Source organism: Bacillus sp. NMCN1 (assembly GCF_002998085.1).
Taxonomy (GTDB): Bacteria; Bacillota; Bacilli; order Bacillales; family Bacillaceae; genus Bacillus.
The window spans coordinates 1,048,843-1,065,104 of sequence record NZ_PVQL01000001.1 but is presented as its reverse complement, the minus strand read 5'-3'; the positions used below and the strand labels follow the sequence as shown (position 1 = coordinate 1,065,104).

At 37.3% G+C, this 16,262-nt stretch carries 17 protein-coding genes and 1 pseudogene; 12 read left to right on the top strand and 6 right to left on the bottom strand.

The window, feature by feature from the left end; translation table 11 throughout:
• Positions 1 to 13: 13 nt before the first annotated feature.
• Complete coding sequence (locus C6W21_RS05555; protein WP_106056018.1) at positions 14 to 2,632, top strand: DUF7359 domain-containing protein; 2,619 nt, start codon at positions 14 to 16, stop codon at positions 2,630 to 2,632.
• Positions 2,633 to 2,803: 171 nt separating this feature from the next.
• Here the strand turns inward: C6W21_RS05555 and C6W21_RS05550 are convergent, their stop codons facing one another.
• The 6 genes from C6W21_RS05550 to C6W21_RS05535 all read right to left on the bottom strand — a co-directional run bounded on the left by C6W21_RS05550 (position 2,804) and on the right by C6W21_RS05535 (position 5,028).
• On the bottom strand, positions 2,804 to 3,076 hold the full coding sequence (locus tag C6W21_RS05550; protein WP_106038690.1) for a hypothetical protein: 273 nt from the start codon (positions 3,074 to 3,076) through the stop codon (positions 2,804 to 2,806).
• Between the two features lie 105 nt (positions 3,077 to 3,181).
• Complete coding sequence (locus C6W21_RS05545; RefSeq protein WP_073979946.1) at positions 3,182 to 3,505, bottom strand: hypothetical protein; 324 nt, start codon at positions 3,503 to 3,505, stop codon at positions 3,182 to 3,184.
• Positions 3,506 to 3,526: 21 nt separating this feature from the next.
• On the bottom strand, positions 3,527 to 4,078 hold the full coding sequence (locus tag C6W21_RS05540) for a hypothetical protein (protein WP_106056016.1): 552 nt from the start codon (positions 4,076 to 4,078) through the stop codon (positions 3,527 to 3,529).
• A gap of 176 nt (positions 4,079 to 4,254) precedes the next feature.
• Positions 4,255 to 4,416 (bottom strand): hypothetical protein, encoded by a 162-nt coding sequence (locus C6W21_RS18980; RefSeq protein WP_189318145.1) that lies wholly within the window; start codon positions 4,414 to 4,416, stop codon positions 4,255 to 4,257.
• 151 nt (positions 4,417 to 4,567) lie between these two features.
• A complete protein-coding gene (locus C6W21_RS18975; RefSeq protein WP_155887867.1) occupies positions 4,568 to 4,708 on the bottom strand; it encodes a hypothetical protein in 141 nt (46 codons plus the stop codon).
• 83 nt (positions 4,709 to 4,791) lie between these two features.
• Entirely contained in the window at positions 4,792 to 5,028 is a 237-nt protein-coding gene (locus tag C6W21_RS05535) for a helix-turn-helix domain-containing protein (RefSeq protein ID WP_223260981.1), read from the bottom strand.
• 136 nt (positions 5,029 to 5,164) lie between these two features.
• On the opposite strand from C6W21_RS05535, the gene C6W21_RS05530 reads away from it, so the two are divergent.
• The 11 genes and pseudogenes from C6W21_RS05530 (at position 5,165) to dynA (ending at position 16,258) form a co-directional block, all read left to right on the top strand.
• Positions 5,165 to 5,521, top strand: coding sequence for a hypothetical protein (locus C6W21_RS05530; RefSeq protein ID WP_106056012.1), 357 nt, complete (start codon positions 5,165 to 5,167; stop codon positions 5,519 to 5,521).
• A 2-nt stretch (positions 5,522 to 5,523) separates the two neighbouring features.
• On the top strand, positions 5,524 to 5,703 hold the full coding sequence (locus C6W21_RS05525) for a hypothetical protein (protein WP_106056010.1): 180 nt from the start codon (positions 5,524 to 5,526) through the stop codon (positions 5,701 to 5,703).
• A gap of 857 nt (positions 5,704 to 6,560) precedes the next feature.
• Positions 6,561 to 7,103: a hypothetical protein gene (locus C6W21_RS05520; protein ID WP_106056008.1), complete on the top strand. Its 543-nt coding sequence runs from the start codon at positions 6,561 to 6,563 to the stop codon at positions 7,101 to 7,103.
• Positions 7,104 to 7,209: 106 nt separating this feature from the next.
• Complete coding sequence (locus C6W21_RS05515; RefSeq protein ID WP_106056006.1) at positions 7,210 to 7,749, top strand: superinfection exclusion B family protein; 540 nt, start codon at positions 7,210 to 7,212, stop codon at positions 7,747 to 7,749.
• An 18-nt stretch (positions 7,750 to 7,767) separates the two neighbouring features.
• Positions 7,768 to 7,992: a hypothetical protein gene (locus C6W21_RS05510; RefSeq protein WP_065097706.1), complete on the top strand. Its 225-nt coding sequence runs from the start codon at positions 7,768 to 7,770 to the stop codon at positions 7,990 to 7,992.
• A gap of 72 nt (positions 7,993 to 8,064) precedes the next feature.
• On the top strand, positions 8,065 to 9,549 hold the full coding sequence (locus C6W21_RS05505; RefSeq protein WP_106056208.1) for a recombinase family protein: 1,485 nt from the start codon (positions 8,065 to 8,067) through the stop codon (positions 9,547 to 9,549).
• A gap of 24 nt (positions 9,550 to 9,573) precedes the next feature.
• Positions 9,574 to 10,515, top strand: a pseudogene (locus C6W21_RS05500) (nucleobase:cation symporter-2 family protein); the annotation flags it as partial.
• 234 nt (positions 10,516 to 10,749) lie between these two features.
• Positions 10,750 to 11,850: a type III polyketide synthase gene (locus C6W21_RS05495; RefSeq protein ID WP_106056004.1), complete on the top strand. Its 1,101-nt coding sequence runs from the start codon at positions 10,750 to 10,752 to the stop codon at positions 11,848 to 11,850.
• Positions 11,847 to 12,356, top strand: coding sequence for an isoprenylcysteine carboxyl methyltransferase family protein (locus C6W21_RS05490; protein WP_106056001.1), 510 nt, complete (start codon positions 11,847 to 11,849; stop codon positions 12,354 to 12,356). The genes C6W21_RS05495 and C6W21_RS05490 overlap by 4 nt, the downstream gene beginning before the upstream one ends.
• A 64-nt stretch (positions 12,357 to 12,420) precedes the next feature.
• On the top strand, positions 12,421 to 12,528 hold the full coding sequence (gene fbpC, locus C6W21_RS05485; protein ID WP_306172627.1) for a Fur-regulated basic protein FbpC: 108 nt from the start codon (positions 12,421 to 12,423) through the stop codon (positions 12,526 to 12,528).
• A 133-nt stretch (positions 12,529 to 12,661) separates the two neighbouring features.
• Positions 12,662 to 16,258: a dynamin GTPase gene (dynA, locus tag C6W21_RS05480; protein ID WP_106055999.1), complete on the top strand. Its 3,597-nt coding sequence runs from the start codon at positions 12,662 to 12,664 to the stop codon at positions 16,256 to 16,258.
• The last annotated feature ends 4 nt before the right edge of the window (positions 16,259 to 16,262 follow it).

Below are 16,262 nucleotides of genomic sequence, written 5' to 3'. Positions count from 1 at the left end.
TAATAGATAAAAGATGAATCTAGGAGAATTCACTTTCAAGCCAGGTAAGCTTAAATTAGAGCTATGTAGAACAAATAAAAAGAAGATCGCAAATATTGTTGATTTCTCGAATGCTTCAGCCAACCTAAATCATGCTACCATTAATGATCTAACATTTAATATCCCTCTAAAAGCTAGATATGGTGATGAAATTAAACCAAACCATGTTGCTCAACTTATCAGGGAATGGTACTTGATTAAGGCCACTTTCTTAAATCGAACTGAATATTATGTAATAGATAGTATTACTGATTCGACAACTCAAGAAAAATCTGAGATTCAGATTAATTGCCAGCTCACTCCTTATATGCTAAACAAACCTAAAATTAGACAATATGAAGGTATATCAAAGAACTTGAAAGAAATCGGTGAAGTTTGCCTTAAAGGAACTGGTTGGACTATTGGAGAAATTGAAAGTACTCTTAATGAAAAAAGAAGGTCTTTCTCCATTGGATCAATTACATCAAGATTTGATTTTCTAAGGAATATTTGCGAAACATTTGACGCTGTACCTGTATATGACACTATCAATAATAAAGTATCCTTCTTCGAAAAGGACAGTGTATCTAAATACAAAGGTGTTAAGATTTCATCTCATAACTTTATGATCGATATGACAGACACACGCAGCATGGATGAAGTTGTGACAAGGCTTCATGTAATTGGGAAAGACGGCATTGTTATCAATTCTATAAATCCAACAGGGCAAGGGTATCTTGATGATTTCAGTTTCTTTTTATCTCCTTTTCAACGTGACGATAAAAGAAATGTATTGAAGAAAAGTGCTTATATGAGCAATGAGCTTTGTCATGCTTTATTAGACTACAATGAAATGGTAGATAAAGAATCAAAAAAGTTCAAAACAATGTTGGATGACAAAAAGAAAATCGAAGCCAAAAAGACTGCTCAAGAGAATGAGCTATTCGTTCTTAAAAACATTGAGCTTCAACAGATTTTGGATCGAATTGAAGTGGTTAAAGAGACTGACGGAGACACTAAAGATTTAATAAAGCAACGAGATGCAAAGCGAAAAGAAGTTGATTCAAAAAAGAATGAAATCGATAAAACCATTTCTGAAATTTCCAAGTTAAACAGTCAAATTGAGCAGCTTAGAAAACGCCTAGATATAAGCAACTTTCTTGGCGAAGATATGTCCAATGAGCTGTCCAAATTTATACTTGAAGATGAGTGGACTAACGACAACATTTTTGATGAAACGGAGCTATATGAAAAAAGTTATGAAGAGTTAGAGAAACGGAAATCACCTCCCATCGACATTAAGACGAACATAGTCAATCTCTATAATGCAGTAAGTGAAAAAGATTATTGGGATAGAATTTCATTAGGTGACATAATTAGAATTCAAAATAAAGAATTCGGCACTGAATACAGAGCTACCTTAGCTGGGATGAGCTTAAATTTTGATGATTCATCTATATCAGTTACTATCACAAATGGAAAAAAGGCTAAAGAAGAGGATGACTTCATTCAATTGTTTTATAAGGCTGATAAAGCATCTACTGAATTCAACACTCGTAAAATTGACTACGATCGGCTTGCTACAAACTACAACGCACGCAATGATCGTATTTCCACCCCTCCCTCTCCTCCTACTATCGGAATGAACTCTGTCACTCACAAAGTGAACGAAAATGGTTCTGTTGATATTTCGGTGTCGTGGAATTATCCAACCTCTGATGAAGATAAATGCAACATTGACGGCTTTATCGTACATTGTTATCCTGACACATCTTCAGACACCTATTTATTCGGTGCTTCACTAGCTAAAGAACAGCGTATCTCTGTTAGATATGATAAACGCATAGCTACCTTCACATCACAAGTTCCGACAAAATATTTCACCTTTGGAGTACAAGCATATAGAAATGTTGAAACTTCTATTAGTTCAAATGGTGTTTTGTTATCAGATATTGTTCAACCGAAGGCTCCAAGTGAGAACCCTTACAGGCCGTCTAGTACGGTTGAGGTTAAAGGAAAAGTAAATGGATTGTATCAGATTTCTACGAATGAAAAACCTGCCAACCCTGACGTTGGTACCATTTGGATTGATCCAGCGAACAATAAGTCTGAACTATACGATGGAGAACAATGGATTGTCCAATCTGCAGGAAGTGCAGACTCCTTAAATGGAATAACCACTGCTGCACATGAAGCACCTAATACCATCCCTGTTAGAGATGAAAATGGCGTGATTTCGGCATCTATATCAGGAAGTGCAATGAAGCTCGGTGGCTTAGAAGCGACTGAATATGTGTTGAAAAGCGATGTCCTAAACAAAGCTGATTATATGAGTGGAGAATACATAGGAGATGGAACAATAGGGAGGCAGATCAATTTAAGCTTCACTCCTAACACCGTTAAAATCTATTCCACTTCAATAGAGGATAGCAGCTTACATATAACTTTGAATTCATTCGGGTATATAAACCAATTAATAAATGGAAACTTGATTCTGATAGGCGGGACTGATGCATATGGAAGCATAGGTATAAACCTGTTTAAAACGGGAGCTGATAATCTTTTACGAGGCAATAAATTAAACGTGAAGTATTTATGGGAAGCATGGGGATAGGGTGACTCAAGTAAAAAGATAGTCCTCTTGAAAAATCGAGAGGACTGATTTGTTTATTAGACTAGATTATATTTGTGCATAAACCTCTCAAATACTTTATAGAACTCTTCAGATTCCATTATTTCTTCTACGTGTTTTTCAATTTCCTCTTCAGTTAAATCTGTAACAACCTTATAGTTTTCGATTGATTCCCTTTTCTTTTTTGACTTGTTTTTGTGTTCGTTCATATTCATCACCCTCTGTAAACTCATTTTCCATACGGGCTTCTTTTATGATTATGTTTGCTAATTCTTGATAGAATTGATCTTCTGTAACAAGGTCACCGTATACTTGAGGAAAGATTGCTATTGAGTAGGGCTTACCTGGAAAAGTTAATGTCTCTGTCGTATTCTTCTTTGCATGTTCAAAGATTTCCTTCCAATTTCCTCTATTAGTTTTGACCACGATAAAACTCCTCTAATTAATTTTATAAAATTAATAATAAGAAGAATAGAGGAGAGGGTCTATATGTAAATGATGGTATTAAAAAAGACCTTCAAATGAAGGCCATTAATTGAATTTCTTTTTTAATCCATCCATCATATCTGCAGCATAAAAAGATTGTAAAAGTTCATCTACATTGATTTTTTTATCCTTCTTGCTTAGAAATTGATTGATGATCTTTTCATATTCTTCTCTAGTGTTTCCTTCAATTTCTGAAAGGTTTAAATCCTCACCAAAGTGTCTAATGAACGCTAACCTTGTTATATCATATGCCTTTTTGTCTTCCTCTTCACAACTGCAAAATGCTCCTGAGAGAGTGATGAGGAATTGAACGTCTTCATCGTCTAAACCATTGGCTTTTTGGAACTGAATGAATTGATTTTGTGACATATACAGTCACCATCCTTTTATCTAAAGTATGAGTAGATCAGCAGTGAGAACAATGTATTCAACAACAAGTCCGATTGTATCAGCTACACCTGAGTCTATATGTTTTTTAAGCTCTGCAGAAACAACCTTTCGAGCCCTGCCAGCTGCATTTTTTGGAGTATCAATAATTTTTTCTAATTCTTTAATGATCTTGTTTGCATTTTTGACAGTACCATTTACAGCTTCCTTCCCAAAACGTTGCTGTAATACCCATTTTGCCCAGTCGTTATTTACTAATCCTTTAATTACTTTGATTGCTGCCTTAATAGCCGCACCCTTAGGGCCATTTGTAGTAGCAAGTGGATCATTGTTAGCGTTAGCATTCTCAATAGCTTTAAATGCTTGAAGCAAGGCTTCTTGTTTTTCTAATGGTACATCTCTTAAAGCAAGTTGTTTTTGTAGCTCAGTAGGATTGATAGTTACTACCAAATCTTCTTTCTGTTCGATCTTTTCTGTTGCATGTGTAGCTGTAGTTGGAATAAATACTGCTGCTGATATGAGAACTAGCAACATCTTAACAAAAAACTTTTTCATTGGAATACTTCCTTTCTAATCATTTTTCAATAGTGAGGATATCACAAAATGAAATTAATTTTACATAAATTAGAAGAAATAGTATTTAAATCACACATAATTTGTCTTTGTTTTATTTGATTTGTTACTAATTTCTTACAGCATAAAAGGGGTATATTTGCACACAAAAAAACCACCTACACATGAATGTAAGTGGTCATTTGTCTATCTAATTTTTCATTTATCTGATTGAATTCATCTTTTACTTCATCACTGAATTCAACAATATTGCATTCAATTTCTTTTATTTGTGTTGAAAGTTCTTGTATAGCTTTTAGAATTCGTTCGGCTTCAGCCATATAGCTTCACCTCTAAACCTTAAAATGGTTTTTATCTTCAATTCGTGTCAAAGAATTTTCAATCTTGTCTAAGTGTGTATAGACATTTTCAAAGCCTTCATGCAACTGATTACGCATCTCATTAAGTACATTAAGAATTTGTTCGGTCATTTCAATTCACCTCTGACCAATTATAATACTGCTCATTTTCTTCCAGCTTGGTGACTGTGGATTTAATTTCTTTCACATCTTGTTTAATGATTGATACGTCCGCAGCTAATTGTTCAATCAACTTGAATAATTTTTCGTCCATTTTGCTTACCTCTAATTTATTTGTGACACCATTGCAATTGTTTTGTTTAACGAATTTCAAAAAATAAAAAGCAATATTTTTGCTTAAGAGTCATTAGAATCATCTTCTGTAATGTAAAGTAAATCCTCAATTTTTATATCCAAGGCTTCGCAAATCTTGCCCAATGTCTCACGTTGGTATTGTTTAGCAGTGTTATTGTAAAGCCTTCTGACAGTTTCGAAGCTAAGGTCATTTCCGAAGGCGAAACCTCTAATTGATAACCCACGTTCATCTAATATTTCTTTCAATCTTGTTTTAACAATTTTAGTCAACAGTTTCACCTCCTCTTTGATTATAACAAAAAATAAAATCAAAAACTGGCTTTTTCTTAAAAATGACTTCAAAATAAAGTTGACTTCTTTTTGAAGTTGATTTATGATTAAGTCAACATCAAAACGAAGTTGGAGAGGTGATTAAATGAACTATATCACAATCGTTCAAACGGAGTTCAACACACAAGAAATCAACAATCTTTACTCAGCAATCATCGTTAAAGAAGGTTATGCAGTAGGGGAGTGTGATGGCCAGATTGTTTTAGCTGAAATCACTCAACGAACTGACGGTAACTACGATGAGGGAACGATCTGGTATATAGGAAGAAACGTTCCATATGCAGACTTAGAAACGCTTGCTGAGGTCGTTACACATTTATTGAAACAGATAACACTGTGGGAAGTCTTAACCGATTTGAAGATATTAGAACCGAAGAATCAAGAAACTGAATTTGATTGCATTATCCTTGATCCAACTAAACCAATTACAAAGGGGAAATGAACATGTTAAACAATGTGAATCCAAACATGAAGTTATCTGTAGGTCAAAGAGTACAAACGTTATACGGACTAGGAACAATTGAAGAAGTACATAGCAATAATCAATATGGAGTCGCTGATGATGAGTACAACATGCTTGATATTTATGATCGTGATGAGTTAGCTGTAGTGGGGTTAAATTAATGGGGAAGCTGTTTAGAAGGTTCATAGATGAGTTACTATTTGTAACAATCATGAGCACATTAGGGCTATTCCTACTGCTCATGATCGTCATTTCTAGCTGATTAGAAAAGTGTTGGCGCACTATCTAATCTGATGGGTTGGTACAAATCCCATGATACCAGCCCATTCTAACTTATTTTTAATCTATATTCAAATATCGCATTACGACCTCATTTAAACATAGGTCGTGCATTTCTTGAGGTAAGTAGAGTTTACCTCATCTAACTAAATAGAATCAGTCTATACTCCTGGATCAAGGTGTTGTCTTTAGTGATGCCAAATTTAAGTGTAAGACTGTCGTGGAATGCGCTAACACACGTTAAACTTGAAAGGGTAGTGACTCAGCCGATGCGATAAATGAGGATAGGATACCACTGTGCTTCCCTATTTGCACATGTATCTGAAAGGCGAAAGCTGCCATTAAGTGCTGAACGAAGGATGGGTGTATCGTTTCTGACGATGCAGGACAAGCCACAAGTAGGAGAGTCCATATATGGGCTATCTGAAACTGTTAGGGACACTTGACACAGTAGGCTTGTTTGGGGAATAACCAACGGCAAATAGGGTGACACATACGGATACCATAAGCTTGATACACTATCAAGATGATCAGTCGCCTGTCTGAGTTTGTTTATTTTTTACAAGCAAATTCAGGCAGACAACTTGTCCAGCCGTTGTCCATTGCTTTCAACCTATCAAGCCAAAAAGCAAACGACAAGTCAAGACCAATAGTGAAAGAAAAAGCCTAGTATCTCTACTTATTCGAAAGGTAAATATTGTGATATTATGGAATTACTATGAGAAAAGGGGATTTGTAAATGAATACGGTGTTAGAGCAAAAAATAAACAATTTCACATGTGCTGTTAAGAAAGCTATTCAAGATGAAAATTGGTACGCTGCACTTGCGATAGCTTTAACCTTACCTGATATATGCGGTAAGCTTCAAAATCCTAGCTTAGGATCAACAAAAAGGTATATTGGTTTTTTTAATGATTTTCTTAAGCCTAAATATGTTCATAAAATAGGTGCTTTACAGAGGGAACATGAGTTTTTAAATGGAAATGATATGTATGCTCTAAGGTGTTCATTTTTGCATTCAGGAACTATAGAGATTTCAAGTCAACGGATACAAGAAGTTTTAAACAAATTTGTTTTTTTGGCGCCTGATAAGGTTAATGGTCATATTGTTCATATGCATCAACTGGATAAAACACTACAATTGCAAATTGATATGTTCTGCTTAGAGATAATTGATGGAGTTGAAATATGGATAAAGTCTTTTAAAAATGATGAAGAGATACAATCACGAGCAGATTCAATGATCGATATCATAGACTCTTCCAATGGGGTTAGTATTTAGTGATAATTGTTACTAATTATTACCCAGCTACAAAGAGCAAAATGATAAAATAGTAATGATTAGTATTAAGTGATTATATTAACTTTTGTAAGCAAAGGATGATTATATGAGCACCGAAAAAGAATCGAAAAGTGCGTCATGGGTTAACGACATAATTAAGATGAGTCCAAAATATCTTATTGCATTTATGCTATTTTCTGGAGTGAGTTTGCTTTTAGGTAATAGTCAACTAGGTATAAGTCTCGGTTTGAAAGAATCAATCGATGAATATAAAGTTTATTTAGGTATTGTTTTTTTAGCGTCGAGTTGCTTCTTAATATCTCATTTTATTTATTGGTTATACTCCATTTTGAAATTTAAAATAGAAAACAAAGTACGCAACAAAGAAATGATTAATAGACTTAATAATTTAAATGACTATGAAAAACGAATATTGAGAACCTTTGTATTATATAATGAAAGATCGATTCAACTAGAAATTAATGATGGTACTGTTGCTGAGCTTGAACTTTTGAGAATTCTTTTTAGAAGTGCAAATATTAGCAGTGGTGGAATGATTTTTCCTTATAACTTAAATCCTGTAGCAAGGGATTATTTAACAAAGAATCAAAACCTTCTATCTGATCCAATAGAACGTGCTTTCTAGAAAGGGGATTGTCAGTAAATGCACAAATCAAAGTTAGTTGTTTGGACGTTTATCGTTGTGACTGGATTCTATATGCTGGTGAGTATATGGAACATTGCTGTATTTCCAGATAAGACATGGACAGATTACGCAGGACAGATTTTGATTGTCGTTTTTGGGAGTATGGTGAATGGATTAATCGCTGCTTTCTTTATGTACGCAGCAGCCATGTTAGTGAAATATATTAATGGTGATAAAGCTTAAATTTGAAGGTGGAGCTATATGCTCTGCCTTTTTGTTATAATAAAAGAACAAGAGTATTTGAAGGTGATAAATATGAACATTAGCGGAAATTTAAAAGTGGCAGTTTATTCTCGGAAATCAAGAGAAGATCCTGACACTGAAGATACCCTACTAAAACATAGAGAACAATTGAAAAGCTTATTAGCGAGGTACAATTTTAAAAACGCTGAATGGTACGAAGAAGTTGTTTCATCTGAATCTATTGATAACAGACCGATATTTTCAAAGTTGCTTCCTAGAATAAAGTCAGGTGAGTTTGATGCTTTATGTGTCATAGCTTATGACAGGCTATCTAGAGGATCCCAAATTGACTCGGGACGTATTATGGAAGCTTGTAAGGAAAGTAACACTTTAATAATAACGCCCCAAAAAATATACAACATGTCTAATGAAAGTGATGAAATGCTTTCAGAGTTTGAGTCGGTTATTGCTAGAAATGAATACAGAGCTATCAAAAGAAGGCTATTAAATGGTCGTAAAGGTGCAGTTAAAGCTGGACGGCCACATTCTGGATCTGTTCCATATGGCTATAAGTGGGACAAAAATGATAAATCGGCAAAAATAGTTGAAGAAAAAATTAAGATTTATCGAATGATGATTGACTGGTTTCTTAATGAAGAAATGTCTTCAGCTGCTATAGCTGATAGATTAAATGAACTTCAAGTTCCTCCACCTTCAAGCAGAGGGAAAATGTGGTATGGAGAAGTTGTTACTTATCTGCTCACAAATAACTTTTATAGAGGATATGTTTGGTATGGAAAAGATGAGGAAAGTAAAGGGCTTCACCAGCCAACCAAAACCGAAGAGGAACATTTACAAATTGTTGAACGCATCTCTAAATTAAGGACATATCCCGATTCAGGTAGACGTTTAAATATGAATACTAACAGGCTGTCTGGGTTGATCAGATGTCCTTATTGTTTAAAGGTACAAGGAATAGATCAACCAAAAGGTAGACAGAAGCATGTTAGAAAATGCGTTAGGAAATCCACCACAAGAGAAAATATGTGCGATACCACCAAAGGAATTAATGAAGATATTTTATATAGAGCAATCCTGCAGGAAATAAAAAACTACAGCTTCCAAGTTTTTAAAAGAAATGAAAATCAAAATAATGATGATACAACCTCATATACAATTCAATTAATAGATTTAAAAGAGAAAGCATGTAATAAATTCAGGGGCAGGATAGAACGGTTGAAAGAGCTTTACTTAGATGGTGATTTAGATAAAAACGAATATAAAGAGAAGTTAGATAAAGCGCAAGAAAATCTAATGAAATCTGAAGAGGAACTTGCTGAACTCTATTCATCTGTCGAATATCAGAAAACAAAAGCAAACAAAAAAAGAACTAAACAATGGCAAGAAGACAATGTTCAGTCTTTGTTGGAATCAGATGAAGGTATGTCTGAAGCTGAAATAAATTTGATATTAAAAAAACTCATTAGTCATGTGTCTTATAAAATAAAAGACAATAACGGACAACCAGAATTAGATATAAAAGTGTATTATAATTAAAAGTGTTTTTTGTGTTGTACTTAAACGATAACTGTCGTCACCATTATTGGCATTACCCTTATTCCAGTAGCGATGAACAATATGGCAGGAGGAGAAGGAAGTGCAGATTATGGTTCTTTTGAAAATCTAGGACTTGCTTTCCTTGTGCTATTTATCATTGTGCTGCTCTATCGATTCACAAAAGGCTTTATGAAGGCGATTGCCATTTTAATCGGTATTCTCCTTGGTACAGCAGTCGCTGCATTTATGGGGAAAGTGGAAACAGCAGAGGTGGCGAACGCTCAAGTTTTCCGTATGATTGAACCATTTTATTTCGGCATGCCCACCTTTGAATTTGCACCCATCATGACCATGACGTTAGTTGCCATTGTGTCATTAGTCGAATCAACAGGCGTTTATTTCGCACTAGGTGATTTAACAAACCGGTCATTAAAAGAGAAGGATTTAGCGAAAGGCTATCGCGCAGAGGGGATTGCTGTGTTATTAGGTGGTATCTTCAATGCTTTTCCTTACACAGCCTACTCGCAAAACGTTGGATTGATCCAGTTGACAGGAGTCAAGAAAAATCAAGTCATCGTTGTGACAGGAGCATTGCTCATGTTATTTGGACTTTTTCCTAAAATTGCTGCATTTACGACGATTATTCCAAAGTCAGTTCTTGGCGGCGCAATGGTTGCCATGTTTGGGATGGTCATTGCCTACGGTATTAAAATGCTCTCGCGTGTGGATTTTGCCAAACAGGAAAACCTACTGATTGTTGCTTGCTCAGTTGGGATTGGCTTAGGTGTTACCGTCGTGCCGCAAATGTTTGAGCATCTGCCAGAATCGATGAAATTATTAACAAGTAACGGAATCGTGGCCGGCAGCTTTACCGCTATTTTGCTTCATATAATTTATCACATGATTCCATTTAAAAAAGAAACAGGGCAGGACCTGATGGAAGAACCTAAGCAATCTGTAATGTAAACACCTCTCATTGAGAGGTGTTTTTTGCATAAAAAAAGCAGGTTCGCTTGGCTTGGAACGAACCTGTGAAGGAGGAAAACTACATCATGTTTTCTACTATATTATCCAATATTTATCAATTGTCGTCAAGACAAAAAGTTAGACGAAGGAAAATGTTTTGAATGAATTGTGAAGATTTGGCATGTATATCCTTTTTTCGATAGGGGATATTAACCGAAAAAAGAGGTGAAGCCGATGGCGTACATTCTTTCAGTTGGAACGAGTCTCCCAAAGCATCACGTGGATCAGAAAACAGCTGCTGAATTTGCTAGGTCTCAATTTAAACGATCGTTTAAAGATATTGATCGGCTGCTGAGAGCTTTTCAAAATGGAGAAATTGAGAGCAGGCAGTTTGTGCAGCCCATTGAATGGTATCAGACGCACCACTCTTTAGAAGAGAAAAACAATATCTATTTGGAAAAGGCACTGGCTCATGCAAAAGAAGCGATCATACATTGTCTTCAAGAGCAGGCGTTTCTGAAAAAGCCAGTCCCGGTTGAAGAGATCGATGCCCTATTTTTTATTTCAAGTACCGGATTATCGACCCCAAGTCTTGATGCAAAGCTGATGAACGTACTTCCTTTTTCTCCTTATACGAAACGAGTACCGATCTGGGGGCTAGGGTGCGGGGGCGGTGCGGCAGGGCTGTCTCGGGCTTATGAATACATAAGGGCATTTCCAGAAGCAAAGGTGCTCGTTGTCGCCTGTGAGCTGTGCAGTTTAACCTTTCAGCCGCAAGATCAATCAAAAAGCAATTTAATAGGCACCTCCTTATTTGGAGACGGGACGGCTGCGGTTCTGTTAACTGGAGAAAAAGCTGCGCTTGAATATGCCCGTTTAAAAACAGTTCCTAAAGTACTAAGCACACAATCCGTCACGATGAAGGATTCTGAGGATGTGATGGGCTGGGAATTTTCAAGTGACGGCTTTCGGGTTATTTTCTCCCGTGACATTCCGTCTATGATTTCCGGCTGGTTAAAAGAGCAGGTGGATCAATTTTTAGAGGAGCTCGGATGTTCAACTAAAGATTTATCCGTTTTTCTTGCCCATCCTGGAGGAAAAAAAGTGATTGATGCCTATGTTGAAAGTCTATCTTTACGAGAGGATCAGCTATTTTCTTCAAAAGAAGTACTCAAACAGCACGGAAATATGTCCTCTGCGACAGTTTTGTATGTCATCAAGCATTTCCTTGAACAACAATCAGCTGAAGCGGGGAATATGGGCCTGTGCGGGGCGCTTGGTCCGGGCTTTTCCTCAGAGCTGCTGCTTATGAAATGGGAGGAGGTCTTGTCATGATCATTTGGCTGATCATCGGTTTCTTCGTTTGTCAGCGGCTTATTGAAATGCTTGTGGCGAAAAGAAATGAAAGAAAAGTAAAAGCGATAGGTGCCATTGAATTTGGTGCTAGTCATTATCCCTATATGGTCGCTATGCATACGGCCTTTTTTCTCTCACTCATAGTTGAGATAAGGCTTTTACAGAAGGGGCCGTCCCGGTATTTTCTTGTGCTGCTCCTTTTCTTGATGGCTACACAGGTCATTCGATACTGGGCATTATGCTCCCTTGGGACGTACTGGAATACAAAAATTTTAGTCGTGCCAAACGCAATGATTGTAAAAAAAGGACCGTATCGCTGGTTGAAACATCCTAACTACGTAGTCGTGGCGATTGAGCTTTTGCTGATCCCGCTATTGTTTGAGGCGTATGTCACTGCCATTTTGTTTACGTGTTTAAATGCATGGATGATGGCTGTAAGAGTTCAAACAGAGGAGAAAGCGTTAAATCAGTATTTGCTAAATTAATATTGAAAATCATTATCAATTGTGCTACACTTGCATTAATGATAAGCATTCTCAATCATGAAGGATGGACGGTGATCACATGACAATGATTTTCTTACTCGGTACGGTGTGTGTATACAGCCTATTAATTGGCTTCGTATTAAAAGGTGTCTCCAAAAAATCTGCTTCCTGATTTCAGTCAATTGCGACTGATCGGGCAGCAGATTTTTTTTATTTCCTCAGATGAGAAGAAAAATCTCTTTATTTTGTGTAAAATGGTATCACATACATAACTGACTTTTCTAAAAACAAAGGGGTTTATCGTCATGAAAGACTTGTCTATTCGAGATTCGCTTGTACAAACTACAGGAGCTTTATATCAAAGCTTACTCAAAAGGAATGATCATGAGCGCGCAGCCAAACTTGCATCGATTATCAAAAAGGAAGCAGAAGAAGAAGTGTATATCGCATTTACCGGCCACTATTCTGCTGGAAAGTCATCACTTGTGAATCATCTGCTTCATGATCACATTTTGCCAACGAGCCCAATCCCAACAAGTGCAAACTTGGTCGTCGTGAGGAAAGGGGAAAGTGAAGTGCAGCTTCACACCTCTGATGGCCGTTTTGCAAAAATGAGCGGCTCTTATGATAAAGAAGCAGTACAGCGTTTCTGTAAGGATGGAGAACAGATTGAGATGGTGGAAATGAGCGGTGACTATAGAGGCCTTGAAGAAAAGGTGGCACTGATTGATACGCCAGGTATTGATTCAACGGATCATACCCACTTTTTGTCTGCTGCCTCTATTCTTCATCAAGCAGATGCTCTTTTTTATGTCGTTCACTACAACCATGTTCATTCTGAAGAAAACATTCGTTTCATTCGCTCCATTAAAGAAAAAGTGCCGAATCTTTATTTCATCGTGAATCAAGTGGACCGGCATGATGAGCATGAGACAGCGTTTGAAGACTACAAAAATCAAGTGGTTGACATGCTCCTTAAAGAGGGCATTGAAGAAGATCATCTATACTTTACATCTGTAACCGATGAGACGCACCCAAGAAATGAAATGATTCGTTTAATTAAAAAACTGCAAGAATTACAGACGTTGCCAAAAGCATCACTTCGGGCTTATACGGAGCAGAAAATTGAGCATGTCTTAAAAGAACACATTGATTCGTTAAAAGAAGAGCTGCAGGGTGAAGAGCTTGAGGCACAGCTCCAGGAAAAAAGAAAAGAAGTAAAGGAATTTGAAGCGAAAAACCACTTCATTGAAAATGGAGCCAAACAGTTAGAAGATGAAGTATCTTCTGAAGTCGAGAGCATTTTAAAAAATGCCAACCTAACTCCATTTAAAATGAGAGAACTCGCAAGCGCCTATATTGAATCAAAAGCACCTGGCTTCAAAGTGGGGTTGCTTTTTGCTAAAAATAAAACTGAGCAGGAAAAAGAAAAACGGGCAACCGACTTCTTAATAGATGTCAAAGCGAGGATGAAGGCAGAAGTGGACTGGCATATTGCTGAGCTGCTTAAAAAAGAAGTCAAGAAGCATCAGCTTGGTGAAGAGTTATTAAATCAAGTGATGGCGTTTGAAACACCTGTGCAAGAATCACTCCTTGAAAGTGTGATTCATCATGGTGCGACGTTCTCCAATGAATACGTACTGCAATATGCAAAAGATGCTGGCGAAGCCTTGAGAAGACAGGCTAAACAGCAAGCGATGACACTGATTGAACAAATGGCGGAGTCGCTGAAAGCCCAGCTTATGAAAGATAAAGCGAAGCAGCAAGAAAAATGGGCTCAGTCTGCAAAAGAGCTCCAAACGCTCGAGCAGTGCATCGAAAAAAATGAACAAATTAAGCGGGATATTCAGCACGTATGGGATATATGGCAAAATGGAACAGAAGAACAGATCGAAGAAGATTGGTTTTATGCGAAAAAGAGGCGAATGCATCATGACCAGCTAAAGCAGGATCACGCGTCCATTTATCCTGAAGAGAGCGAGCTAAAACCGAACAAGCAGATAGAGCAACATCAAATGCGTCAGTCGCAGCATGTCTCAACGGCACAGTCGATTGACCAGTTTGAACAACTTTCTCAGATTTTATTGCCACTAGACGCTCTCAAATCTCAAAGGAAGTCCTTTGAAAAACGAACAAAACGGCTGCAAGCGAAAGAATTCACACTCGCTTTATTTGGGGCTTTTAGTTCGGGAAAATCTTCCTTTGCAAATGCCCTTGTTGGGAGAAAGGTACTGCCATCCTCTCCTACGCCAACAACGGCAACAATTAATAAGCTGACACGGCCGACGAAAGATCACCCGCATGAAAGTGTAAAAGTGGTGTTCAAAACAGAACAGGATATATTAGAGGAGCTCAATCAGATTCTTGGATTTTCGATCTCAGAAGAAAAGGGAGAGACGTTTAAAACCAAGCTCGAACGAACGCTGAAAAAAAGACAGCTTGAACAAGATCACCGCATCATTGTTGAACATTTCTTGAAAGCTCATGCCCGTTTCCTTGATCACATTACTAAGCAAACGCCGCTTCATGTCACCCTTCAAGAACTGAGGCCATATGTGGCGGAAGAAGCTGTTTCTTGTGTGGTGAAGGAAGTGACGGTGTACTTGAGTACACCTCTAACAGATAAAGGGCTGACGATTGTTGATACGCCAGGCGCCAGCAGTATGAATAAGCGTCATACAGAGATTGCCTTTCAATATATGAAGGACGCAGATGCTCTTCTTTATTTAACTTACTACCAGCACTCTTTTTCGAAGGCAGATCGGTCATTTTTACGTAAGCTCGGGCTTGTAAAAGATTCATTTAGCATGGATAAAATGTTTTTTATTATCAATGCAGCTGACCTCGCAAAGGATCAAGCAGAGCTTGACACCGTCTTTGGCTATGTGAAAAATGAGCTCACAAAAGAAGGCATCCGAAACCCAAACCTTCATCATGTGTCCAGTAAGGAAGAAATCGAAGGAAAGGGGCAGACAGCTTATAATCAATATGCAAAGCTTAGAAAACAGCTCGACTATTTTATTGAGGAAGAATTAACGAAAGATGCGATCGAGCTTTTGTATTTTGAAGCCGGCAGGTTATGTAGCACAGTCGACAAGCTGCATGCGACACTGCATCAGTCAGAAGATGAGAAGCAAGCGGAAAAGGAAAAGATAGACACATCCTATGAAGCGATTCTTGATCAAATGAGTCAAATAAAGCAATCTAATCTAGTGACAGAAAGTGTGAAAAAGGACTTACATGAACAGCTCTATCATATTGTGCAACGCCTATCACTATTTGCGAATGATCTCTTTAAGACAGCCTTTTATCCTGGAATATCTCAAGGAGACTTCAGGCAGCAGTTGAAAAAAGCGCTTGAACAGGCACTGAAGGATTATGAATTTGAATTTGTACAGGAGTTAAAGGCGCTTGATATCCGAATGGAATCGTTTATTCATCAATACTTCCAGGAGGAGTGGGAGAAAGGATTGCAGGCGGCAAGTGCAGAAGACCCTTACTTTTCTCTTACACTGTCGCCGCCAGAAGAGAAAAATGCTGAGCTGAAACAAATTGAAGTCGAAGCTGAACTGACGCCATTCGAACCGCTCTTAAAGAAACAAAAATCAGCGAAAGCTTTCTTTGAACAAAGCGGAAAGGCTGCGTTCATTGAAGCGAGTCGAGATATTCTTCATCAGTTAACCACGAAATGGGCAGATAAAGAAAAAGAAGAATTACTGAGCAGGTACGACACGATGGTCAAGACCTTTACTGAAAGATATGAAACAGAAGCGCTCGAGCAGCTAAGTGAACAAAAACAAACATTTATTACGAGCCTAACGACAGATGCCAAAGAGCAGGCGGTTATTGAACAAGTATATGAACAAACAAACGAATGGAAGAACCAGTTGAAAACCATTTGATTCA